We start from the raw sequence: 24,254 nt of genomic DNA, 5'->3' as shown, positions 1-24,254 counted from the left end.
CCAGCGGATTGTCCGAATCGCGACCTTCGAATTTGATCTGGCCGATGCCGGGGAAGTATTCCTTGGCGCCGACGAATGGATTGCTGCTCATGGTGTGGGTCCTTCTTTACTTTGACGAGTCTGGGGGAAGAAACAAACGGGGATCTGTAGGAGCGGCTTCAGCCGCGAGGGGCTTTACTAGTGAAGCCCCATCGCGGCTGAAGCCGCTCCTACATGGAGCGCGCGCACGCAGAACCATCGGCACCAAAATGTTAGCGCTACCAAATGCCGGGGCAAAAAAAGCCGCGGGAGCGGACCAGGAGTCTTGCATGTGATCGACAGGTCGTCTGGGTCGGCCGAACTCTAGCAGCAGTTTCCGCAAACGCCTTGCTGCGTTGCGCCATCGCAAGGACGCCTGCACTGGCGTTCCGGGAGGGCACAGGGCCCCGCAGTTAGAATGCGCACCATGAATGCCGCCGTCATTGCGCTTCCCGACCCGTCACCGGCCCGCCGCGATCCGCGCGTGGTCGAGCGCGAGCACGTCAAGCTCGGCATGCGCCTGCGTCGGCAGGTCGGCCAGGCCATCGCCGACTTCGGCATGATCGAGGCCGGCGACAAGGTCATGGTGTGCCTGTCCGGCGGCAAGGACAGCTACACGATGCTGGACATCCTGCTGCAGTTGCAGAAGAAAGCGCCGGTGCCGTTCGAGCTGGTCGCGGTCAATCTGGACCAGAAACAGCCGGGCTTTCCCGAACACGTGTTGCCCGAGTACCTGACTTCGACCGGCGTGCCGTTCCACATCATCGAGCAGGACACCTATTCGGTGGTCAGCCGGGTCATTCCGGAAGGCAAGACGATGTGTTCGCTGTGCTCGCGTCTGCGTCGCGGCGCGCTGTACCACTACGCCGAACACAACGGCATCACCAAGATCGCGCTTGGTCACCACCGCGACGACATGGTCGCCACGTTCTTCATGAACCTGTTCCACCACGCCAAACTGTCGGGCATGCCGCCCAAGCTGCGCAGCGATGACGGCAAGCATGTGGTGATCCGCCCGCTCGCCTACGTGCGCGAAGCCGACATCGTCGAGTACGCGCAGGCCAAGGCCTTCCCGATCATCCCCTGCAACCTGTGCGGCAGCCAGGAAAACCTGCAGCGCAAGCAGGTCGGGTTGATGATGCGTCAGTGGGAGCAGGAGCATCCCGGACGCATCGAGCAGATCGCCCGCGCGTTTGGCGAAATCGAACCTTCGCAGCTGGCCGATCGCACGCTGTTCGATTTCATGGCGCTGGGCCCGCGCGCTGGAACCCCGCCCGATGCGCAGGCGTGGCTGGCCGATGGCGCCGATGCTGGGTGAACCAAGCTGTTTCTTCGTTGTTCCCCCGTATTTATTTTTCCCCGTTCCAAAAAGGAGCTTGTGTGATGCATGGATCTGTTCGACCACTCGCCGCTGCACTGATCGCCGTCCTGACGTTGGCGGCCTGCAAGAAACCGGAAGCCGAAACCTCCGCGGCGTCCGCCGCTGCCGAACCTGCAGCCGCACCTGTTGCCGCGCCCGCGCAGACCGGGCAGGAGCACGCCGCCGCTGAGAAGCAGGCCAAGATCGACCTCGCGTTGGCCAATCAGAAGATCGTCGATGACCCGGACGGTCAGTGGGCCACCCAGGCCACGGCGAGCAGCACCTATGCCACGGTGATCGGCAACTTCGACGGCGACTGGAAGCCCGAAGCGGCCGTTGGTGCGCCCGATGCCGCCGACAACATCGCCACCGGCAAGGGCTGGTCGCCCGCGCAGCAGAATGCCGGCATCGAATGGCTGGAGCTGAAGTATGCCCGGCCGGTCGCGGCCAGCGCGGTGCGCGTGCGGCTGATCGCCGCGCCCGGCGCGATCGTCAAGGTCGAGCTGATCGACGAGAGCGGTGCCCGCCACGTGGTCTGGGAAGGCCGCGACGATGACACCTATGCCAGTGGCGAAATCAACTGGTTCGAGCGCCCTTTCGATCCCACGCCCTACAAGGCCAACGGTGTGCGGCTGACGCTGGCCACCAATGCCATCGAAGATCGCACCTACGTGGATGCGGTGCAGTTGGTGGGGCATTAGAGCGTGCTGTGCCTTTTTTCGTGAGTGCGCAGCCGTCAGCGGCACGGAGCCGGGGCCGCGCGGTTTGCCATGGCATCAGCCAAGGCCGCACCCCGCAACACCGGCTCCGCACCGCCGCCGCCCAACGCCTCTCATGAAAAAAGGCACGACACGCTCTAAGCTTCCAATCCGGTCCGGCGCCTGGCGCCGGACCGCTTCCGTTCAATCCTGGGTATTCGATGTTCTTCCGCAACCTGACGCTGTTCCGCTTCCCCACCTCGATCGACTTTTCCGAAACCGACAAGTTGCTGCCCGAGGCGCTGCTGCGTCCGGTCGGTCCGCTCGAAATGACGTCGCGTGGGTTCATTTCGCCGTTCGGGCGTGACGAACGGGAGATATTGAGCCACCGCATCGGCGAATTCCTGTGGCTGACCGTCGGCGGCGAGGACAAGATCCTGCCCGGCTCGGTGGTCAACGACCTGCTCGCGCGCAAGGTCGCCGAGATCGAGGAGAAGGAAGGCCGCCGCCCCGGTGGCAAGGCGCGCAAGCGCCTGAAAGACGACCTGATCCACGAACTGCTGCCGCGCGCGTTCGTGAAGTCCTCGCGCACCGACGCGATGTTCGACCTGCAGCACGGCTACGTCGCGGTGGACACCTCCAGTCGCAAGACCGGCGAGAACGTGATGAGCGAGATCCGCGGCCTGCTCGGCAGCTTCCCCGCGCTGCCGCTCAACGCGGAAGTCGCGCCGCGCTCGGTGCTGACCGGCTGGATCGCCGGCGAGCCGCTGCCCGAAGGCCTGAGCCTGGGCGAAGAGTGCGAGATGAAGGACCCGATCGAGGGTGGCGCGGTGGTCAGGTGCCAGCACCAGGAACTGCGCGGCGAAGAGATCGACAAGCACCTGGAATCCGGCAAGCAGGTGACCAAGCTGGCGCTGATCCTCGACGATCACGTGTCCTTCGTGCTCGGCGACGATCTGGTGATCCGCAAGCTCAAGTTCCTAGACGGCGTGGTCGACCAGCTCGAACACAGCGACGAGGACGGCACCCATGCCGAGCTGGACGCGCGCTTCGCGCTGATGAGTGGCGAGGTACGGCGGCTGTTCCTGCTGCTGGAGCAGGCGCTGAAGCTGAGCAAGGCCGATGGCTGATGGCCCGAGCCCCTCTTCCAGCGGAAGAGGGGCTTGGCGCGGTGGTCAAGCCGCTGCAACCTGTCCGCAAGCACCGCGTCGTATGCTGTAGCCACCATGCCGAACGTCCTCCGCCGCCTGATCGCGCCCCCGCCGCCGGTGGTCGAACGCGACCACGTCCGCCTGCGCCTGGGCGAACGTGAGATCGAGGTGCTGCGCGTGCGCGATCCGCGCGCGCGGCGCATCAAGTTGAGTGTCGACGAGCGCGGCGCGCGCTTGACGCTGCCGTTGCGTGCCAGCCTGGTGGCCGGCGAGCGGTTCCTGAACGAGCATCGCCACTGGCTGGCTGAGCAACTGCTGCGCTATCAACAGATGGACGCGGTGGTGGCGCTGCAGCGCGGCCAGCCCGGTGAACTGCCGCTGCGCGGTGAGCTGTTGCCGGTGCAGTGGCACGAGGCGCGCTACACCCGGATCGAGGTCGAGGACGGCATCGCGCACGTGCACCTGCCGGCGCGCGCGGGCGAGCCGGCGCTGCGCCGTGCGCTGAAGGATTTCTACGAGGCGCAGGCCCGCGCCGATGTCGGCCGCTGGCTGCCGAAGTACCTGCCCGGGTTGCCGCGCGCACCGCGCACGGTGCGCTACAAGATGATGTCCTCGCAGTGGGGATCGCTGGCTCCGGATGGCTCGATGGCGCTGGACCTGGGACTGGTGTTGGGGCGGCCCTCGGCGTTCGAGTACGTGCTGGTGCACGAGTTGTGTCACTTGATCCAGGCCAATCACTCGCCAGCGTTCTGGCGCGAGGTGGAGGTGCGCTTTCCGGGCTGGCGCGAGGAGCGGGATTATTTTCATGAGCATGGGCGTCAGCTCAAGGCGCAGTTGCGCGGGTTGTTGCAGCCTGTGGGCTGATGCATTTGCCTGCTTAGACGCGATGGCGTAGGTGACTTTGCATTCGCCATCCCTGTTCGCTATCCCTGCAGGAGGGCGTCAGTGCTTTCCACGCGATCTCTCCACCGTCGTCCCCGCGAAGGCGGGGACCCAGCGACTTCCGTGCGATCTCCCTACCGTCATTCCCGCGAAAGCGGGAAGCGCTTTTCAGCAGCCGAAGGCTGATCATCCATGGACGTTGCTTCTTGGGTTTGACGTTGCAGTGGAAGCAAAGGCAAAGGCAACAGCTTTCGCTCCTTCGGAGCGAGTTACCTTTCTTTGCTCGTGCAAAGAAAGGTAACCCAAAGAAAGCACGCCCCAGTCCTCGCGCCCTTCGCTGCGCTACGGGTGCACTCCGCCAACGGGAATTTTCTGACGCGACGTCCTGTCGCGGCAGAAAACGACGCACATCCATGTGCGTCGCCCTGCGGGTTTTTGCCCGTTGGCTCCGTCGCTGCGGATGGGGGCCCCATGAAGAGCGACTGCAAAAGCAACAACAAAGGCAAAAGCAACAACCCGGTTACCCGTCTGCAGAAAGCAGGTTAGTTACAACGTCTCGAAGAACGTCGTAATGATCGCTGCCACCGCCACCGGGTCTTCCATATGCAGGTGATGGATGCCTGGCAGCGTCGTGAGGTGTCCCTTCGGTAGCAACGCTGCGCGCTGGCTGCGTAGTGGTTCGGGGAAATACGCCTGCGCGGGTGTGGCGAAAATCACCTGCGTGGGGCATTCGATCGCGGTTACCAGGCTGTCGATCTGCGCTTCGGTCATGCGCACGGCGGTCGGCAGGGTCAGGCGCTGGTCGCTGCGCCAGCTGTAGCCGCCGGGGACGGTCTGTACGCCGCGTTCGACCAGGCGGCGGGCCGAGGGCTCGCTAAACTGGTTGGCCATCATGCGGGCGCGGATCGCGGTTTCCATGGTCGGGAACACCCGCAACGGACGCTCGCGCATCGAACGCGCGGCGATGACGCTTTCGCGTAGTCGCTTGGGCGTGTTTTCGACCAGCTCGCCGAGTCCGCCCAGTGCCTCGATCGCGACCAGCGCTTCCACCCGCGTTGGTGCGGCCGCTGCGACCAGGCTGGCGATGCCCGCGCCCATCGAATGGCCGAGCAGGGTGAAGCGATCCCAGCCGAGTGCGTCGGCCGCGTCCAGCACGCAGTGGATCGCGCCGATCAGCGTGTATTCGGCGCCGGCCGGCATCGAAGCGCTGTGGCCGTGGCCGGGAAGGTCCAGCAGCACCAGATCCAGTTCGTCCAGTTGCGCGGCCAAGGGAATGAAGCTGGCCGCGTTGTCGAGCCACCCATGCAGCGCCAGCACCCGGCGCCCGCCGGGACGGTGGCGGCGCAGCCCGCGTAGTTCGCCAAAGCTCAGTTCACAGCTGAATTCGTCCAGAGTCGTGCCTCTGCCGGAAGGATGTCTGGTGGATGTATCGGTATTGTTCGAGACCGGCCTCATGACGCCCGCGCCGCCAGCTGGGCCAGCGCCTGCGCGTGGATCGCGCTGTCGTTGAGGCAGGGGATGTAGTGCAGGCGCGCGCCGCGCTCGGCCAGGGTGCGCGAGAAACCCATCGCCACTTCCTCCAGCGTCTCCAGGCAGTCGGTGGCGAAACCGGGGCAGACGATGTCGATGTCGGTGATGCCTTGCCCGGCCATCGCCCACAGCGTCGGCTCGGCATAGGGCTGCAGCCAGCGCTCGCGGCCGAAGCGTGACTGGTAACCGATCCGCCAATCGTCTTCGCCCAGCCCCAGCGCAGCGGCGATCGCGTGCGCGCTGGCCTCGCAGCGTTGCGGGTAGGGGTCGCCGTTGTCGGCCACGCGCTGTGGCAGGCCGTGGAACGAGAACATCAGCTGTTGACCGCGACCGTGGCGCTGCCAGTGTTCGCGGATCGAGGCGGCCACGGCGGCGACCCAGGCTGGGTCGATCGCATAGTCGTGGACCAGGCTGACCCGAGTGTCGGGATGGGTGCGGCGCCAGTCGTCCACCAGGTCCTCGACCGAGGCGGTGGTGGTGGTCGAATACTGCGGGTACAGCGGCAGCACCACGATCCGGCGCAGGCCTTCGGCATGCAGCGCGTCCAGCGCCGGGCGCAGCGCCGGGGTGCCGTAGCGCATCGCCGCGCGGACCTGCCAGTTGGCCGGCAGCTCGCGCGCGATGCCTTCGGCCAGGCGCCGGGTATATACCGCCAGCGGCGAGCCGTCCGGCAGCCAGACCTGCGCGTATTTCTCGGCCGAGCGCGGTGCGCGCAGCGGCAGGATCAGCCCGTGCAACAGCGGCTTCCACAGCAGCGGCGGGATCGACACCACGCGCCGGTCGCCAAGGAATTCAGCCAGGTAGCGCCGCACCGCCGGCGCGGTGGGGGCATCGGGCGTCCCCAGATTGACGGCGAGCAGGGCGGTATCGGCGGTTTCAGTCATCCATTCATTGTCGCAGAGGCATGTGCGCGAAGGCATTTCGCGCTGGCGATTGGAGCGATAGACGGCGCCTGCGTACTCACCGGTGATTCATTAGCCGACGACTAATTTCCGGGCGGTACCTTATTTATTGCCGGTGTTGGTCTATCTTGCGAATCCTTCGCAAGAACACCGCACATCCTTGTGCGGGGATCTCATTTTGGCAACTTGCCCCATGGAGCCCCTCATGCCTCGTCTTTCGCGTCTCGTTCTGCTGTTGTCGCTCGGCTTCGTCGCTGGCCATGCCGTTGCCGGTCCGGAGGAGGACCAGCGCGCGCGCAACGCGGTGCGGGTGCTGACCGAGATCCAGGAAATCCCCGAGCAGGCAATTCCGGACAAGTTGCTGGATGAAGCCCGCGCGATCGTGGTGATTCCCGACACGCTCAAGGCCGGCCTGTTCATCGGCGGGCGTCGCGGCCACGGCCTGATGTCGGTCAAGAACCCCGATGGCAGCTGGTCGCAGCCGGTGTTCGTCAAGCTGACCGGCGGCAGCATCGGCTTCCAGGCCGGCGTGCAGTCCTCCGACGTGGTGCTGGTGTTCCGCAACGACCGCAGCCTGGACAACATCGTCAACGGCAAGTTCACCCTCGGTGCCGATGCCGGCGTCGCCGCCGGCCCGGTCGGGCGCAATGCCGCCGCCGCCACCGACGGCCAGCTCAAGGCCGAAATCTGGTCCTGGTCGCGCGCGCGCGGCCTGTTCGCCGGCGTGGCGCTGGACGGGGCGGTGCTGCAGATCGACAACGCCGCCGACCTCAACGTCTACGGCACCGGCACTACGCCGCGGATGATCTTCGAAGGCCGCACCCCGGAGCCGCCGTCCTCGGACGTGGTGGCGTTCCGCGACCGCCTGGAGGAAGCCACCTATATCGCGCGCAGCAAGCGCGGTACCGACGGGGCCGGCGCCCAGCGGCGCGCACCGACGCCGGCTTCCGCGCCGAGCGTGACCACCTCGGTCCCCACCGTGCCAGCCGCCGAGGCGACCACCGTACCGATCCAGCCCGCCACCACGGCGCCGCAGCAGGGTTTCCAGCCGGTCTCCGATGGCGAAATCCGTACGGAATCGCTGGACGGCAATCACTGACTTCCGGGCTACACCGGTTGCGGGCGTGGTGCGCTATCCTCGACGGGTGTGTCGGGTGCGATTGCGTATCGACGACAGCGGGCGCGGCAACGCGCACGCCGAGTGCGCCGCCGGGCGGCGCGCCACGTAGGCCGGGCTTCCACGGGAAGCACCGGCGGGTCATTCATCAAGATCAAGCGGGAAGTGCGTTATGGGCGGCATGAGTTGGATTCATTGGGTGGTGGTGCTGGTGATCGTGCTGCTGGTGTTCGGCACCAAGCGCCTGACCAGCGGTGCCAAGGACCTTGGCAGTGCGGTCAAGGAGTTCAAGAAGGGCATGCGCGACGAGGACAAGCCGGCCGGCCAGCTCGGCGACGATTCGCGCAGCCCCGAGCAGCAGTCCCGCGAGTCGCAGGCCGAACGCGATCGCGACGCGCGCTGATCCAGGCCAGGCGTCGTGTTCGATATCGGATTTGGCGAGCTGCTGCTGATCGCAGTGGTGGCACTGGTGGTGCTTGGTCCCGAGCGGCTGCCGAAGGCGGCGCGCTTTGCCGGGCTGTGGGTGCGCCGCGCGCGCCAGCAGTGGGAATCGGTGAAGCAGGAACTGGAGCGCGAGCTGGAGGCCGAGGAGCTCAAGCGCAATCTGCACAACGTGCAGGATTCGCTGCGCGAGGCCCAGCAGCAGCTGCGCGAAGGCCAGCAACGATTGCAGGACGAGACCCACTCCCTGCACGAGGAGGTCCGCCGCGATGTGGATATCCGCACCGTCGAGCCGCGCCATGATGAGGCAGGCGTCAGCGCGCCCGCGCCGGCAACCGCCGCGCCGGGCGAGCAGCCCGCGCTGCCGCCGCCGGCCGCCGGCACGCAGGAGAAGTCGCATTGAGTTCCCAGGATGACGCACAGGCCGAGAGCAGCCTGATCGAACACCTGATCGAGTTGCGCGCGCGCCTGCTGCGCGGGCTGGTCGGGCTGGGCGTGGTGCTGGCCGCGCTGCTGCCGTTCACCCAGAAGATCTATTCCTGGCTGGCCCATCCGCTGATATCGCAGCTGCCGGCCGGGCAGACGATGATCGCGATGAACCCGGCCGGCGCGTTCTTCGCACCGGTCAAGCTGACCTTTTTCGTGGCGGTGTTCATCGCCGTGCCGTGGTTGCTGTACCAGGCCTGGGCATTCGTGGCGCCGGGCCTGTACCACCGCGAGAAGCGGCTGGCGGTGCCGTTGCTGGCTTCGGCGGTGCTGCTGTTCTACATCGGCTGCGCGTTCGCCTACTTCCTGGTGTTGCCGGCGGTGTTCCACTTCCTGACCACGTTCAAGCCGGACGTCATCGCGATCACCCCCGATGCCGGCTCGTACCTGGACTTCGTGCTGGTGATCTTCTTCGCCTTCGGCACCAGCTTCGAGCTGCCGGTGGCGCTGGTGATCCTGGTGCTGCTCGGCTGGGTCACCCCGGAGCAGCTGCGGCAGGGGCGCGGCTACGCGATCGTCGGCATCTTCGTGCTGGCGGCGGTGCTGACCCCGCCCGACGTGGTCTCGCAGCTGCTGCTGGCGATCCCGATGTGCCTGCTTTATGAGTTGGGAATCGTGGCCGCGGGGTGGCTTAAGAGCCGGGATTCGTGATTGGGGATTCGTGATTCGAAAGAGCGCTGCGCGAAGTCCGCGCGGTTGCTCTTACGAATCCCCAATCCCGGCCTTTCACTCACGCCGCAATGATGTTGCTCGGTGGCGACGGCGGTGTCGTACCACCGGTTGCGGTGGTGTCGGCCGGTTGCGGGAACATCTGCTTCCAGGCTGCGTAGACCGAGCCGGCGAATACCGGCATCAGCACGCCCATCAGCAACAGCTGCGCAACCCACACCGCCACGCCTTGACCGGCGACCAGGCCGACCACCAGCGCGACGATCATCACCGCGAAATAGATCGCGAACAGCGCGATGAAGGCGAGCACGAAGAACACCAGCATCGCCGGCAGGTTGTGGATGCTGGCGCGCAGGCTGTTGCGCAGCGCCTTCCAGCCGCCGCTGCGGTCGAACATCACCTGCGGCGGCATCACGAACAACGCCAGCGTCAGGGCGGCGAAGGTCGCCAGCACCAGCAGCAGCCACAGCAGGATGCGGCCGGCCGGCAGGGTCGCGGCCAGTGCTTCGATCTCGGCCGGATCCGGCTGCTTGCCCGAGGCACTGAGCGCGTTGAGCTGGACCATCACATCCGACAGCTGCAGCAATCCCTGCGTACCGATCAACGCCAGCAGCAGGACGCCGAGCAGCAGGCCGGCGATGATCTGCGGCAGCAGCGACACCAGCAGGTGCGGCGCGCGGCCTTCCTGCAGGCCGTGCAGCAGGTGCGAGGGCTTGGCCTGGCGACCCTGGTCGACCTCGCGGATCGCCCACAGCAGTCCGCCCATGAACAGCGGGCCGGCCAGTACCAGCAGGAATTGCACGGCAGTGCCCAGCACAGGCACCAGCAGCGCCAGCGACAGGGCGAGCGAGGCGGCCAGCGCCCAGATCACGCCGAGCGAACCCAGCGCCAGCGGCGCGCGCCGCAGCAGCGAGAAGCCGGTCAGCAGCCATTCCGCGCCGGACGATGCCGGCACCTTGTGGATCTCTCTCATGGATATTCCGGGTGGGGAGCGTGCCGGACGATCCGGCGAACAGGTGGATTATCGCCGTTTTTCGCGAGTCCCTCACAAAAGCAGCGCACATCCGTGGGCGGGGGCGTTTTTGTGGGAGGGACTTCAGTCCCGACGCTGTACCGCTACCGGTAAAGCGTCGGGCCAAGGTTCCTGTCGGCGGCCGGCCGCAGCCCGCGCGCGTGCTGCACGAAGCGCCGCAGCAGCTTGCGCGCCAGCGGCGCGGCGGTGACCTCGCGTGCGACCGTGCGTGCACAGCGGCCGTGGCGGGCCAGGCAGTCGGCGCGCGCGTTGACGTAGCCGCGGATGTGGTGGGTGGCGAATTCCGGATGGAACTGCACCCCCCAGGCGCGCTCGCCCCAGCGGAACGCGTGGCACTGGTCCTGCACCGAACGCGCCAGCACGGTGGCGCCGTCCGGCGCACGCAGCACCGTCTGCAAATGGGTGGCGTGGGCCGGGAAGCGGCCGGGCAGGCCGGCAAACAGCGGATCCTCGAACGCCGACGGATGCAGTTCCAGCTCGATCGTGCCGGACTCGCGCCCGGCCGGGTTGTAGTCGACCTGGCCGCCGAGCGCATGCGCCAGCAACTGGTGGCCATAGCAGATGCCGAACAGCGGCACGCCGGCATGGGCGGCCTCGCGCAGCCAGTCGGCGGAGCGCTCGCTCCACTCGGCGCGATCGGTGACGAAGGCGGCCGAGCCACTGACGATGACGCCGGCGAAGTGCTGACGATCGGGCAATGCCGCGCCCGACTCGACATCGACCACCTGGGTCTCGCGCTCGACCAGTCCCGCGGCCACGCGGATCCAGTGCGGGAAGCGCCCATAGCGCTTCAGCGGCTGCACCGGCTGGCCGGTTTCGAGGATCAGGAAGGGAAGCTGGCTCATTGTTACGGTGTGGGGGAACGGCTTGCTCCGAGTTGATTAGAGCGTCAGGGGCGATGCGCTTCAACCGTTTCCGGTGGAAGTGTTGTGTTCCGGGGCTGGTTCGACCCACCAGGCGCTGCGAGTTACTCCCCGCTTGTGGGGAGGCGAAAAAGAAGTAGCCGACAAAATCACTACCGTCGTCCCCGTGCAGGCGGGGACCCAGCGACTTTTGCGCCGGGAAAGCTGAAAGGCACTGGATCTTCGATCCCCAGCCCTCGCGCACAGCACTCGGGCGTTCGAGCAGGCGCGAGCCAATGGCTCGCTAGCGGCCCGCCCTCACCCCCGCCTGCGCGGGGATGACGAGTGTTGTTTACTGTCCTGAGCGGCTGGACCATCGCCTTTTTTTAGGGAAGACGTGACCCGATCCAGGATCGATCCAACTACCCCGCCAAGCCGGGATCGACCAGCGCAAGCCGTTCCTCCGGCTCCAGCTCGAAGATCTGCCGGTACTGCTCGGGCGTCAGTTTCTCCGCGGCGCGTTGCTGGAACTCAAGCGCGATCTGATTGACCTGTTTGCACTCGTCGCGGGTAGCAGCGTCGGGCTGTGCTGCCGGGCGCGCCGCCATCGCGGCCAGTGCCGCCAGCGCCGTATCGCGATGCGTCAGTACCTTGTCGTGTGCCTCGGCGGCCAAGGCCTCACCGAGCACGCTGTGTACCCGGGCGGCGAATGCGTCCGGCTCGTCCTCGGGCGACAACGCCGCGCCCACTGCGCAGGCGTTCTTCTTTTCCGTCCAGGCATTCGAGGCCCAGTTGCGCCCATAGGTGCCGTACAGCGCAGTGCTCAGCCAGTAGCCACGTGCGATGCGTACCGTCAGTGGTGGCGTGTTCGCGCTGCCGGTCGCCCACAACACCTGATTGGCCAACTGGTGGCAGACGCCGTTGATGCCGTAGCGGAAGATCGTGCCCTGCGCGGGTGGGTTGCCTTTGGAGGGCTGATTGGGCTGGCACAGGCAATCGGCCCGGCTCAGATCCGCCGGTGCCTGTCCGGCGAAACCGCCGGGAACCCTGGTGCTGTAGCCCTGCGCATGGAACACGCCCCAGCAGAACCAGTAGTGCTGTTGATGGGCCAGGACGGCGGCGATATCCGCATAAGCGTCCTGCCGGTTGTCGTAGGTGGTCACCCAGGTGTGATCGACCAGGGCGCTGAATCCCTCCAGATGCGGCACGAAGCCCATATCGCCTTCGCCGACGGGATTTACCCATGCGTAAAGTGTCATAGCGCTCTCCCTCTCCAAGCCATCGTCAAGCGATCGTCGTGATCGCGAAGGGCCGCGTTCCGTCGGGCTGGGCGTGATGCCACCGGGTCCGATCCGGCGGCATGGCGCGGATTGCGTGTGGAAGCGGCCTGCCTGCCGCCCGTTCCGATGGGCGGCGTGCTTTTTGTAGCGCAGTCAGCGCCACATTGCGACGGAGCCGGTGGGCGATCAGGTTTCCGGCGCTCCCGCGGTTACTCCCGCGGCGGCAGCACCGACAGCACTTCCTCGACGGTGGTGAGGCCTTCGGCGACTTTCTCCAGGCCGGTGCGGCGCAGTGTGCGCAGGCCTTCGCCCCGGGCGGCGCGGCTGAAGCTGGCGAGGTCCATGTCGGCGCGGACCTGCGCGCGCAGGTTGGCGCTGAGCGGCAGCAGTTCGTACAGGCCGACCCGGCCGAGATAGCCGGTACGGCGGCATTCCAGGCAGCCGACCGGGGCATGCGTGGTGACTTTGGCCGGCAGTGCTTCGCCCGGCTCGCGGATCGGCGCCCAGTCGGTATCGTCCAGCGTGTGCGGGCGCTTGCAGTGCGGGCACAGCGTGCGCACCAGGCGCTGCGCCAGTACGCCATTGAGAGTGGAGGCGACCAGGTAGTGCGGCACGCCCAGGTCGAGCAGGCGGGTGATCGCCGAGGGCGCGTCGTTGGTGTGCAGGGTCGAGAGCACCAGATGGCCGGTCAGCGAGGCCTGCACCGCCATCTGCGCGGTTTCCAGATCGCGGATCTCGCCGATCATGATGATGTCCGGGTCCTGTCGCAGCAGCGTGCGCACGCCGGAGGCGAAGTCCAGGTCGATGTTGTGCTGGACCTGCATCTGGTTGAATTCCGGCGAGATCATCTCGATCGGATCCTCGACCGTGCACACGTTCACGTCCGGCGTGGCCAGCCGCTTGAGCGTGGAATACAGCGTGGTGGTCTTGCCCGAGCCGGTCGGCCCGGTCACCAGCACGATGCCGTGCGGGCGGCCGACCAGCGCGTTCCAGCCGGCGGCCTCGTCGGCGCTGAAACCGAGCTGCTCGATGCTCTTGAACGCCGCATCCGGGTCGAAGATGCGCATCACGCACTTCTCGCCGAATGCGGTCGGCATCGTCGACAGGCGCATCTCGACCTCGCGCCCGCCCGGCGAACGGGTCTTGATGCGGCCGTCCTGCGGGCGCCGGCGCTCGCCCAGGTCCATGCGCCCGAGCACCTTGATCCGGCTGATCATCGCGGTCATCACGTTCGGCGGCACTTCGAACACCTTGTGCAGCACGCCGTCGATGCGGAAGCGCATCCGCCCCAGGTCGCGGCGCGGTTCCAGGTGGATGTCGCTGGCGCGCTGCTCGTAGGCGTACTGCAGCAGCCAGTCGACGATGTGCACCACGTGCTGGTCATCGGCGGTGACGTCGCCGGCGCGGCCCAGTTCGACCAGCTGCTCGAAGCTGGGCAGGCCGCTGCTGGCCTCGGTGCCGCGCACGTCGTTGCGCGCGCCGCGCACCGACTGGGTCACCCCGAAGAACTCCATCGTGTAGCGGTGCAGATCGAGCGGATTGACCAGCACCACCTGGATCTTGCGGCGGGTCAGGTGCTGCACGTCGGCCAGCCAGTCCAGCGCCAGCGGCTCGCTGGTGGCGATCAGGACGTGATCGGCCTCGACCGCCAGCGGCAGGATGCGATGACGACGCGCATACGCGTGAGACACCACGCCGGCCACCGCGTGCACGTCGACCCGGGTCGGATCGATGCGCAGATAGCGCATGCCGGTGTGGGTGGCCAGCCATTCGGTCAGGCGTTCCAGGCCCAGCTCGCCGGCCGGCGGCTGGCCGGCCTTGAGCTTGAGGTTGGACAGCAGCACCAGCGGATGCACGTCGCTGGCGTTGCGCGCGCCACCGGCGGAGAACTGGATGCGCTCGCGATCGACCGGATCGACCATGCCATCGGCGATCAGCACCGCGACCACGCGCTCGAACGTCAGCCGGCCGCGCGGCAGAGTGGCCATATCCGGGACGTTGGAGACTTTCATTGGATTACCGATTCGCCCCTGGAAAGGTCAATGTATAGAGCCTCGTTATACTATCCCACCCCTCAATCCGCCGGCCTTTGCAGCATGTCCGACACCCGGTCCGTACCGATCACCTTCCAGGGCCTGATCCAGACCCTCAACCAATACTGGGCCGAACAGGGCTGCGTGCTGATCCAGCCGCTGGACCTGGAGGTGGGGGCCGGTACCTTCCATCCGGCCACGTTCCTGCGTGCGCTCGGCCCGGAGCCGTGGAACGCTGCCTACGTGCAGCCCTCGCGCCGTCCCACCGACGGTCGTTACGGCGAGAATCCCAACCGCCTGCAGCGCTACTACCAGTACCAGGTGGCGATGAAGCCGAACCCGGACAACATCCAGGAGCTGTACCTGGGCTCGTTGAAGGCGCTCGGCATCGATCCGCTGGTGCACGACCTGCGCTTCGTCGAGGACAACTGGGAATCGCCGACGCTCGGCGCCTGGGGCCTGGGCTGGGAAGTGTGGCTCAACGGCATGGAAGTGACCCAGTTCACCTATTTCCAGCAAGCCGGCGGCATCGAGTGCAAGCCGGTACTGGGCGAAATCACCTACGGCCTGGAGCGGCTCTGCATGTACCTGCAGAACTGCGACAACGTCTACGACCTGGTCTGGACCTACGGCCCGGACGGCACGCCGGTGACGTACGGCGACGTCTATCACCAGAACGAAGTCGAGCAGAGCACCTACAACTTCGAGCATGCCGACGTGGCCGAGCTGTTCCACCGCTTCGACGCCTGCGAGCGCGAGGCGCAGAAGCTGGTCGAAGTCGGCCTGCCGCTGCCGGCCTACGAGCAGGTGATCAAGGCCAGCCACACCTTCAACCTGCTCGACGCGCGCCGCGCGATCTCCGTCACCGAGCGCCAGCGCTACATCCTGCGGGTGCGCGCGCTGGCCCAGGCGGTGGCGCAGGCGTACTACGCGCAGCGCGAGAAGCTCGGTTTCCCCGGCCTGAAGAAGCCGACGCCGGAGGCTGCATGCTCCTGATCGGCATGTACGACTCCTCGTACGTGAGGCGCGTGGCGATCGCCATGGCGTTGTACGGGATGCCGTTCGAACATCGCGCCTGGTCGGTCGGCAAGGATTTCGACCGCATTCGCCAGTACAACCCGTTGGGCCGCGCGCCGACCCTGGTGCTGGACGACGGCGAAGTGCTGACCGAGTCGGCGATGATGCTTGACTATCTCGATGACCAGGTCGGCCCCGAACGCGCGCTGATGCCTGCCACCGGCATCGCCCGCCGCGACGCGCAGCGCCTGATCGCGCTGGCCACCGGCGCCATCGACAAGGCCGTGCTGATCGTGCTGGAACGCATCTTCCGCCCGGCCGACATGCACAGCGAGTTGTGGCTGTTGCGCTGTCGCACCCAGGTCGAGGGCGCCTTGCATGAACTCGAAAAGGCATGCGCCGCGCGCGTCGGCCACGACTGGCTGGTCGGTGACACGATGAGCCATGCCGACATCGGCGTCGCCTGTTTCACTACCCATCTGCGCGAAGCATTGCCGCTGGATCTCGCACCCTGGCCGGCGCTGCGCGCGCACGTCGATCGCTGCGAGGCATTACCCGTGTTCGGCCAGCACTACATCCCGTTCGACGCACCCATTCCCACGTCCGCTTCCGCAACACAGGTCACGCCCGCATGATGCAGCCCCTCCTCATCGAACTCGGTACCGAGGAGTTGCCGGTCAAGGCGCTGCCGGGCCTGTCGCAGGCGTTCTTCGATGGCGTGATCGCCGGGCTGGACAAGCGCGGCATCGCCTACGAGCGCGGCGACGCCAGGCCGCTGTCCACACCACGTCGTCTGGCGGTGCTGCTGCCGGGCGTGGCGATCGAGCAGCCCGAGCAGCGTTCGGAAGTGCTCGGCCCCTATCTCAACATCGCACTCGGCGCCGATGGCCAGCCGACCAAGGCGCTGGAAGGTTTCGCCGCCAAGGCGGGTGTGGAATGGAGCGCGCTGGAGCGCACCAGCGACGCCAAGGGCGAGCGTTTCGTGCACCGCGCGGTGAAGCCGGGCGCGCGCACTGCTGAGCTGTTACCGGAGATCGTGCGCGAGGCGATCGCGGCGATGCCGATTCCCAAGCCGATGCGCTGGGGCGACCACGACTACGCGTTCGCGCGTCCGGTGCACTGGCTGGTGCTGCTGCTGGGCAAGGACGTGATCGAGGCCGAGCTGCTTGGTGTCAAGGCCGACCGCATGAGCCGTGGCCATCGCTTCATGCACGACAAGACCGTGTGGCTGAGCGCGCCGGAAGACTACGTCGCCTCGCTGGAAGCCGCGCACGTGCTGGTCGATCCGGATGCGCGTCGCACCCGCATCGTCGCCGAGGTGCAGGCCGCCGCGAAGCAGGCCGGCGGCAGCGCCCGCATCACCGACGACAACCTGGAGCAGGTGGTGAACCTGGTCGAGTGGCCGTCGGCGGTGTTGTGCAGTTTCGAGCGCGAGTTCCTGGCGGTGCCGCAGGAAGCGCTGATCGAGACGATGGAGATCAACCAGAAATTCTTCCCGGTGCTCGATGCTGCCGGAAAGCTGACCGAGAAGTTCATCGGCATCGCCAACATCGAGTCGAAGGACGTCGCCGAGGTCGCCAAGGGCTACGAGCGGGTGATCCGCCCGCGTTTCTCCGATGCCAAGTTCTTCTTCGATGAGGATCTCAAGCAGGGTCTGCTCGCGATGGGCGGGGGTCTGAAGACCGTCACCTACCAGGCCAAGCTTGGCAGCGTGGCCGACAAGGTTGCGCGCGTGGCTGTGCTGGCCGAGGTGATTGCGCAGCAGGTCGGTGTTGATCCGGCGCAGGCACGGCGTGCCGCCGAGCTGGCCAAGAACGACCTGCAATCGCGGATGGTCGGCGAATTCCCGGAACTGCAGGGCATCGCCGGACGTCATTACGCGATTGCCGGCGGCGAATCGCCCGAAGTCGCGCTGGCGATCGACGAGGCTTATCAGCCGCGCTTCGCCGGCGATGACATCGCACTGTCGCCGTTGGGCAAGGTGCTGGCGATCGCCGAGCGTCTGGATACGCTGGCCGGTGGTTTCGCGGCAGGACTGAAGCCGACTGGCAACAAGGATCCGTTTGCGCTGCGGCGTAATGCGTTGGGGTTGGCGCGGACGGTGATCGAGAGTGGGTTTGATCTGAACTTGGGTGACCTACTCAATGTAGCGGTATTGCAGGCATTGTTCGCCGTCGCTTCACACAGTCCGAAGAAAGACGCGGATGCTGCTCAGGCTGATACGGCAGCGAATGTCGATGAAGGCAAGGCGAAAAGTGGTTTCGTCATCGATTTCCTGAAAGACCACTTCGGCAAGCAAGGGCAGACGCTCACAGTGTTGGATGCGATTCCCACTGGATCGGAACTCTACGACTTCATCCTCGACCGCCTGCGCGGCTACTACTCCGACAAGAGCGTGCCGGCCACACACTTCAACGCGGTCGCGGAACTGAAGCCGGCTTCGCTATACGACTTCGACCGCCGCATCGATGCGATCGGCATCTTCGCGCAGCTGCCGGAAGCCGGATCGCTGGCTGCCGCCAACAAGCGCATCCGCAACATCCTGCGCAAGGCCGAGGGCGAGGTGGAGATCCCCGGCGACATCGACACCGCGCTGCTGTCCGAGCCAGCCGAGGAAGCACTGGCCGAGGCGGTGGAAGCAGCGATCGGTGATACCGGCGCAAGCCTGCATCAGAAGGACTACGTCGCGGTGCTGGCACGGCTGGCGCGGCTGCGTCCGCAGGTCGATGCGTTCTTCGACGGGGTGATGGTCAACGCCGAGGATCCGAAGCTGCGTGCCAACCGCCTCGCGTTGCTGAAGAAGCTCGGCGACCGCCTCGGCAGCGTCGCGGCGATCGAGCATCTGTCGAATTGACGCCCGAAAGCCCCTCTTCCAGCAGGGGCTCGCAGCCAACGCTCACGCATCGTCGTCCCCGTGCAGGCGGGGACCCAGTGACTTGAGTCTTTCGACACCCCATTAACAGCCCACAGGACTCATCCGGCTATCCTCACTGCATGCGATTGAATCCCCCTGTCCTCGCCACCTTGTTGCTCCTGTGCGTCGTCGGCGCCGCCCACGCGCGCGGCACCATCGACAAGGTGCAGATCAAGGGCCTGGACAAGGACGACGACGCGGCGATGATCGAGAACATCGAGGTCTCGCTCGCGCTGTACGAAGCGGTCGGCAAGGAACAGGGCGAATCGCGGCTGGAATACCTGCTCAGCCAGGCCGAAGCGCAGACCCGTACCGCGCTGGAGCCGTTCGGCTACTACACACCGACGATCGACATCCAGGCACCGCGTGACAACGACCATCTGACGGTGGTGATCACCATCGACAAGGGCGAGCCGGTGCGAGTGCGCAACTCGCATATCGAGATGGACGGCTGGGCCGAGGATGACCAGTACATCAAGCAGGATCTGGAACAGTTCCAGCCCAAGCCGGGCGAAACCTTCAACCACCCCAACTACGAAGCCAGCAAAGTCCGGATCACCCGTCGCCTGGCCGAACGCGGTTACTTCGATGCCGACTTCACCCAGCGCCGGGTCGAGGTCACCCGCGCCGAGCATGCCGCCGATATCGACCTGGCCTGGGACAGCGGCCGTCGCTACGACATGGGGCCGGTGCGCTTCGACTACGACTATTTCAACAAGGGCCTGTTCGACCCGCTGGTGTATTGGGAAGAAGGCAGCTACTACCATGAGGGCAAGCTGGACCGGCTGCGCGAATCGCTGACCAAGCTGGATTACTTCAGCAGCATCGATATCCAGTCCCGGCCGGAGGAAGCCGACGACCAGGGACGCGTGCCGGTGGACGTCAAGCTCACCCGCGCCAAGCGCACGATCTATACCGCCGGTCTCAGCTATGGCAGCGAGAGTGGTCCGGGTGTGCGCGGCGGCGTCGCGCGTCGCTACGTCAACTCGCGCGGCCACAAGATGGACACCCAGCTCGACTACGCGCAGAAGCGCAAATCGCTGAGCACCACCTACCGCATTCCGGCATTTGGTTGGCTGGACGGCTGGTACGCATTCTCCGCGCGCGTGTACGACGAGCAGACCGACTACATCGACCTGCGTAACCTGAAGCTGAGCGCCGCGCGCAGCGGCCAGCTCAACGAACACTGGACCGCGATCGCTTCGATCAATGCCCTGCGCGAGCGCTGGGGTTACTACCCCGATAACGACAACGACAATCAACCGCTGACCTATCAGTACGCCACGCTGGTATATCCGCAGCTGGAGATGAACTACGTCAACGTCGATGACCGCATGTTCCCACGCAAGGGCATCGCCGCCACGATGCAACTGCGTGGCGGCATGGGCGGTGTCGGTTCGGATGCCAGTTTCGTGCAGGCCTACGGCAAGCTGCGCTGGTTCCTGCCGGCCGGTGCGGACAGCCGCATGATCCTGCGTGGCGAGGCCGGCAGCACCTGGACCAGCGATCTGGTGTCGATGCCGCCGAGCCTGCGTTTCTTTGCCGGTGGCGATGACAGCGTGCGTGGCTACGCGTATCGCGAGGTCGGCCCGCGCAGCGGCAAGTACGCACTCGGTGCCAAGAGCGTGATCACCGCCAGCGCCGAGTACGAGCATTACTTCAAGGGCGGGCCGCTGGGCATGGCGGTATTCGTCGACAGCGGCAGCGCATTCGACGACACGCCCGACTGGCATACCGGTGTCGGTGTCGGTGTGCGTTACAAATCGCCGGTCGGGCCGGTGCGGGTGGATATCGGGCACGGCCTGAACAGCCCGGATTCGCAGGTCCAGCTCTACATCAACATCGGAGCGAACCTGTGAACCAGAGCGCTCCCACACCATCACCGCGCCGACGCTTCTATCGCCGTCGTGGCTTCTGGATCGGTTCCGGTCTCGGCATGATCGGCGTGGTGCTGTTGCTGCTGTTCGCGCTGTACTGGCTGTTGCAGACCGTGGCCGGCCGCGATGTGCTGCTGGCGCAGGTGGTGGCACGCTTGCCTGTCGGCGCGGTGTTCACCTGGAGCGAAGCAGATGGCCCCCTGGCCGGGCCACTGACGCTGCGCAACGTCGATTTCCGTTATCAGGACATCCATTTCACCGCCGAGCGCGTGTATCTGGCTCCTGACCTGCGTCCACTGCTCGGCCGCAAGCTGCGGCTGGATGCATTGGAAGTGAGCAATGCCACGCTCAATCTCGGCAAGAGCGAGGAACCCTTCAAGCTGCCGAGCTGGCCGGAATCGCTGCCGCAGATCGACCTGCCACTGGCGATCCAGGTCGACAGCATCGTCGTCGACAACCTGCGCATCACCCAGCTGCAGCAGCCGATGATCGACCTGCATCGCATCCGGGGCGGCGTGGAAGCGGCGCAAGGCGAGCTGCGCGCGCGCCAGTTGGTGGTGAACAGCGATCGCGGTGATTTCCGCATCGATGGCGACTATCTCCCGTACAAGGACTACAAGGCCAACCTGACCGCGACCGTGGTGCTGCCGGCTCCGCGTGGCCGCACGCCGGCGAGTGTCGGATTGGTTGCGCGTGGCGATCTGTCGAAGATGGAAGTCGCACTCGCCGGCCGCGCGCCCGAACCGCTGCGCGCGACGCTGGTGCTGACCGGGCGCAAGGATCCGACCTGGCAATTCAAGGCGGCCACCGAAGCGCTGGATCTGTCGTTGCTGATACCACGGGCCGAAGGCACAGCCGCATCTGCCGGCAAACCCCTCGCGTTCGACCTGAGCGCGGACGGCAAGGGCGGCGACGCGCGCCTGCAAGGCACGCTCAAGCAAGGCGACCTGCACGCCACGCTGCAACCCTCGCACATCGTGCTCAAGGATCAGGTGCTGCAGGTGCAGCCGCTGGTGGTGGATGCGTTCGAAGGGCGTACACAGCTGCAGGGCAGCGCCGACTTCACCGATCCGGACAACGCGACGTTCCGTTTCTCGGTCAACGCCAATGGCCTGCGCTTCGTGCCGGCGCCGGATCCGGCCACGCCACAGGCGCCGGCGGTGCCGATCGAACTGAAGGACGCGCGTCTGGGCGTGGCCGGCAACCTGAAGGCCTGGGCCGCGATCGGCCACGCCGATGTCGAGCGTGATGCGCAACAGGCGGCATTGCAGTTCGATGTGCGCGGCAATGACCAGCGCGCACATATCCAGCAACTGCAGGCGAACACGCCGGGCGGCACGCTCGACGTCACCGGTGATGTGGCGTGGGTGCCGGAACTGAGCTGGGATGTGGCCGCGACGTTGGCGAAATTCGACCCCGGTTATTTCGCACCGGGTTGGGACGGCAGCCTCTCCGGCAAGATCGCTTCCAAGGGCCGGCAACTGCCCGCGCCCGCCGGTGGTGCGTCGCCCGGTTACGAGCTCACCGCGCAGATCGACGCACTCAAAGGTCAGTTGCGCCAACGCACGCTCGACGCCAGCGGCAAGTTCGCACTGCAAGGCACGCAGGGCGAAGGCCAGTTGACCTTGGCGCTTGGCAACAGCCGCATCGCCGCACAGGGCAAAGTCGGCGACACACTCGATATCGACGCGCAGCTGCAACCGCTGCAACTCGACGATCTGCTGCCCGGCAGCGCCGGCACGCTGCGCGGCACCTTGCAGGTGAAAGGCCATCGCGATGCCCCGGACATCACCGCCGACCTCGCCGGCAGCGGCCTGCGCTGGCAGAGCTACAGTGCCGAGACATTGAGCCTGCGCGGACGCCTGCCGTGGCGCGGCGATGGCGGCACGCTCGCGTTGCAGGGCAGCGCGATCACCGCCGGTCTGGTGCTGGACAGCGTGAGCGTGCAGGCGCGCGGCGCGGTCGAGAACCTCGCTCTCGATGTCGAGGCAAAAAGCGCAATGGCTTCGTTGTCGCTACGCGGCGACGCACATCGCAACGGCGCGCGCTGGCAAGGCCAACTTGCAACGTTGCGTATCGCACCGTCCAAGGGCGAAGCCTGGGCGCTGCGGCAGCCGGCGCAGTTCGGATTGAACGGCGCAGCGTTCACGCTCTCCGACGCCTGTTTCGCCGCCGGCAGTGGTGGTGCGCTATGTGCGAAGGCCGACTGGCCGCGCGACGGCGTGACAGTGAAGGGCGGTCCGCTGCCGCTGTCGTTGATCCACCCGTGGTTGCCCAAACAGAATGGACGCCAGATCATCCTGCGCGGTGATGTCGCGATCGATGGCAGTTTCAAACCGCGCGGCAATGCCTGGGAAGGCGGTTTCGAGATCACCTCGCTTGAAGGTGGCGTACGCCTGGGCGAGCCGCGCTTTCAGGTCGATCTCGGCACCAACCCCAATCGGGGCGAACTGGTCCGCTACGACCACTTCAGCATGCGTGCGACGTTCGATCCCAAGCAGATCAACGGTTATCTCGGCATCGGCTTCCAGGGCAACGGCTTCGTCGATGCCAAGTTCAACACCGGCTGGGACGACTACGCGCCGCTCAACGGCGAGCTTTACACCAACATTTCGCGGATGAACTGGCTGCAGCTGTTCGTCGCCGAGATCGATCGCCCGAAAGGCCTGCTCGAAGGCCACGTCAGCCTGCGCGGCACCCGCAGCAAACCGCTGCTCGGCGGCGACGCCACGCTGAGTAATTTCACTGCCGAGTATCCATCGATGGGCCTGTCGCTGAGCGAAGGCAAAGGCCGCTTCGATGCGCTCCCGGACGGCTCGGCAAAGATTACCGCATCAGTGAAGTCCGGTGACGGCACCTTGAATGTCGATGGCGGATTGTCGTGGTACGGCGAAGGCACGCCGCTGCAACTCAATATTCAAGGTCAGAACGTGCTGGCCTACAACACCAGCGAATTACGCATCATCGCCAATCCGGACCTGCGATTCGGCATCCAGGGCAAGATCATGCAACTCCGCGGCCAGGTGACGGTGCCGGAAGGCGACATCGACCTGGAGCGGCTCGATCGCGGCACCTCCGTATCCGAAGATGTGGTGGTGCTGGATCCGGTCGATCCCGAACAAACCCCAGCCTCGCCGCTGGACATGCAGCTGACCATCGCGCTCGGCGACAAGGTCAAGATGAACGGCTTCGGCCTGAAGGGCGCACTGACCGGCCAACTGCAGATCCGCTCGCGCCCCGGCTACGAAACGACCGCCAACGGTGGCCTCGACGTCAGTGGTCGATATAAAGCGTATGGCCAGGATCTGACCATCAGCCGCGGCCAGCTGACCTGGAACAACAACATCGTCTCCGACCCACGCATCAATATCCGCGCCGAACGCAAGATCGGCGACGTCACCGCCGGCATCGACGTCAGCGGCCGCGCCGAATCGCCCCGCGCCGACGTCTGGTCGGACCCGACGATGTCGCAATCCGAGGCCATGTCGTATCTGGTACTGGGCCGCGGCCTGGCCACCGCCAGCAGCAGCGAAACCGAACAAGTCACCGCCGCTTCCGCCGCACTATCGGCCGGCAGCAGCCTGATCGCCTCGCAACTAGGCGCAAAACTCGGCCTGGACGACGCCGGCGTGCAGCAATCCAGCACCTTGGGCGGCTCGGTATTGGGTTTCGGAAAATACCTCTCCCCGAAGATATACGTCGGCTACGGCGTATCAATGATCGGCGCCGGCTCGGTATTAACGCTGAAGTACCTGCTAAGCCGCGGCTTTGACGTGGAAGTGGAATCGAGCACGGTGGAGACCAAGGGGTCGGTGAATTGGCGGAAGGAGAAGTAGTTCGCGGGATAGTTTCGATGGACGCCGGCGTTCGCATGGGCTGACAAACGTGCGCGGATCGTGCCGCCAGCCTGAATGCCAGCAGAATATCGCTGTCGCAGTGGCCTGATAACAGCGCACCGCGACGGTGCTCACATGCTCTGTCTGTACCCAGGCTGGCCCGTACCA

19 protein-coding genes are annotated in these 24,254 nt (G+C 66.0%); 13 read left to right on the top strand and 6 right to left on the bottom strand.

Features of this window, described 5'->3' with window-relative positions; genetic code table 11:
* Nucleotides 1–445: 445 nt before the first annotated feature.
* The 4 genes from ttcA to AC3WJE_RS18840 all read left to right on the top strand — a co-directional run bounded on the left by ttcA (nucleotide 446) and on the right by AC3WJE_RS18840 (nucleotide 4,091).
* The gene (ttcA, locus tag AC3WJE_RS18855; protein ID WP_493732367.1) at nucleotides 446–1,336 is read left to right on the top strand and encodes a tRNA 2-thiocytidine(32) synthetase TtcA; all 891 of its coding nucleotides are present in this window, start codon (nucleotides 446–448) and stop codon (nucleotides 1,334–1,336) included.
* Nucleotides 1,337–1,401: 65 nt separating this feature from the next.
* On the top strand, nucleotides 1,402–2,079 hold the full coding sequence (locus tag AC3WJE_RS18850) for a hypothetical protein (RefSeq protein WP_493732366.1): 678 nt from the start codon (nucleotides 1,402–1,404) through the stop codon (nucleotides 2,077–2,079).
* A 218-nt stretch (nucleotides 2,080–2,297) separates the two neighbouring features.
* Entirely contained in the window at nucleotides 2,298–3,206 is a 909-nt protein-coding gene (locus AC3WJE_RS18845; RefSeq protein ID WP_493732365.1) for a recombination-associated protein RdgC, read from the top strand.
* 96 nt (nucleotides 3,207–3,302) lie between these two features.
* The gene (locus AC3WJE_RS18840; RefSeq protein WP_493732364.1) at nucleotides 3,303–4,091 is read left to right on the top strand and encodes a M48 family metallopeptidase; all 789 of its coding nucleotides are present in this window, start codon (nucleotides 3,303–3,305) and stop codon (nucleotides 4,089–4,091) included.
* Between the two features lie 564 nt (nucleotides 4,092–4,655).
* Here the strand turns inward: AC3WJE_RS18840 and AC3WJE_RS18835 are convergent.
* Nucleotides 4,656–5,564 (bottom strand): alpha/beta fold hydrolase, encoded by a 909-nt coding sequence (locus AC3WJE_RS18835; protein ID WP_493732363.1) that lies wholly within the window; start codon nucleotides 5,562–5,564, stop codon nucleotides 4,656–4,658.
* A complete protein-coding gene (gene hemH / locus AC3WJE_RS18830; protein WP_493732362.1) occupies nucleotides 5,561–6,523 on the bottom strand; it encodes a ferrochelatase in 963 nt (320 codons plus the stop codon). Before hemH ends, AC3WJE_RS18835 begins: the two co-directional genes overlap by 4 nt.
* A 223-nt stretch (nucleotides 6,524–6,746) precedes the next feature.
* Here hemH and AC3WJE_RS18825 point away from each other — a divergent pair, with 223 nt between their 5' ends.
* The 4 genes from AC3WJE_RS18825 to tatC all read left to right on the top strand — a co-directional run bounded on the left by AC3WJE_RS18825 (nucleotide 6,747) and on the right by tatC (nucleotide 9,236).
* Nucleotides 6,747–7,640, top strand: coding sequence for a lipid-binding SYLF domain-containing protein (locus AC3WJE_RS18825; RefSeq protein ID WP_493732361.1), 894 nt, complete (start codon nucleotides 6,747–6,749; stop codon nucleotides 7,638–7,640).
* Nucleotides 7,641–7,839: 199 nt separating this feature from the next.
* On the top strand, nucleotides 7,840–8,061 hold the full coding sequence (locus tag AC3WJE_RS18820) for a Sec-independent protein translocase subunit TatA (protein ID WP_493732360.1): 222 nt from the start codon (nucleotides 7,840–7,842) through the stop codon (nucleotides 8,059–8,061).
* Nucleotides 8,062–8,076: 15 nt separating this feature from the next.
* A complete protein-coding gene (gene tatB / locus AC3WJE_RS18815; protein ID WP_493732359.1) occupies nucleotides 8,077–8,502 on the top strand; it encodes a Sec-independent protein translocase protein TatB in 426 nt (141 codons plus the stop codon).
* Entirely contained in the window at nucleotides 8,499–9,236 is a 738-nt protein-coding gene (gene tatC / locus AC3WJE_RS18810; RefSeq protein ID WP_493732358.1) for a twin-arginine translocase subunit TatC, read from the top strand. Before tatB ends, tatC begins: the two co-directional genes overlap by 4 nt.
* A 79-nt stretch (nucleotides 9,237–9,315) precedes the next feature.
* Here the strand turns inward: tatC and AC3WJE_RS18805 are convergent, their stop codons facing one another.
* The 4 genes from AC3WJE_RS18805 to AC3WJE_RS18790 form a co-directional block, all read right to left on the bottom strand.
* The gene (locus AC3WJE_RS18805) at nucleotides 9,316–10,227 is read right to left on the bottom strand and encodes a BPSS1780 family membrane protein (RefSeq protein WP_493732357.1); all 912 of its coding nucleotides are present in this window, start codon (nucleotides 10,225–10,227) and stop codon (nucleotides 9,316–9,318) included.
* A gap of 143 nt (nucleotides 10,228–10,370) precedes the next feature.
* The gene (locus AC3WJE_RS18800; RefSeq protein WP_493732356.1) at nucleotides 10,371–11,132 is read right to left on the bottom strand and encodes a glutamine amidotransferase; all 762 of its coding nucleotides are present in this window, start codon (nucleotides 11,130–11,132) and stop codon (nucleotides 10,371–10,373) included.
* 419 nt (nucleotides 11,133–11,551) lie between these two features.
* Entirely contained in the window at nucleotides 11,552–12,388 is an 837-nt protein-coding gene (locus tag AC3WJE_RS18795; protein ID WP_493732355.1) for a hypothetical protein, read from the bottom strand.
* A gap of 230 nt (nucleotides 12,389–12,618) precedes the next feature.
* On the bottom strand, nucleotides 12,619–14,421 hold the full coding sequence (locus AC3WJE_RS18790) for a GspE/PulE family protein (protein WP_493732354.1): 1,803 nt from the start codon (nucleotides 14,419–14,421) through the stop codon (nucleotides 12,619–12,621).
* 84 nt (nucleotides 14,422–14,505) lie between these two features.
* Here AC3WJE_RS18790 and glyQ point away from each other — a divergent pair, with 84 nt between their 5' ends.
* The 5 genes from glyQ (at nucleotide 14,506) to AC3WJE_RS18765 (ending at nucleotide 24,086) form a co-directional block, all read left to right on the top strand.
* Complete coding sequence (gene glyQ / locus AC3WJE_RS18785; RefSeq protein WP_493732353.1) at nucleotides 14,506–15,438, top strand: glycine--tRNA ligase subunit alpha; 933 nt, start codon at nucleotides 14,506–14,508, stop codon at nucleotides 15,436–15,438.
* Nucleotides 15,429–16,094: a glutathione S-transferase family protein gene (locus AC3WJE_RS18780; RefSeq protein WP_493732352.1), complete on the top strand. Its 666-nt coding sequence runs from the start codon at nucleotides 15,429–15,431 to the stop codon at nucleotides 16,092–16,094. Before glyQ ends, AC3WJE_RS18780 begins: the two co-directional genes overlap by 10 nt.
* Entirely contained in the window at nucleotides 16,091–18,313 is a 2,223-nt protein-coding gene (gene glyS, locus AC3WJE_RS18775) for a glycine--tRNA ligase subunit beta (RefSeq protein WP_493732351.1), read from the top strand. The genes AC3WJE_RS18780 and glyS overlap by 4 nt, the downstream gene beginning before the upstream one ends.
* Before the next feature lie 140 nt (nucleotides 18,314–18,453).
* Nucleotides 18,454–20,232 carry an autotransporter assembly complex protein TamA gene (locus AC3WJE_RS18770; RefSeq protein ID WP_493732350.1) on the top strand — a complete coding sequence of 593 codons (1,779 nt, stop codon included), beginning with the start codon at nucleotides 18,454–18,456 and terminating at the stop codon, nucleotides 20,230–20,232.
* On the top strand, nucleotides 20,229–24,086 hold the full coding sequence (locus AC3WJE_RS18765; protein ID WP_493732349.1) for a translocation/assembly module TamB domain-containing protein: 3,858 nt from the start codon (nucleotides 20,229–20,231) through the stop codon (nucleotides 24,084–24,086). The genes AC3WJE_RS18770 and AC3WJE_RS18765 overlap by 4 nt, the downstream gene beginning before the upstream one ends.
* The last annotated feature ends 168 nt before the right edge of the window (nucleotides 24,087–24,254 follow it).

It is taken from the genome of Pseudomonas sp. GW821-FHT07E12 (assembly GCF_058986605.1).
Note: the sequence above shows the minus strand (reverse complement) of the source record. Positions and strands in the feature narration are given on the sequence as shown.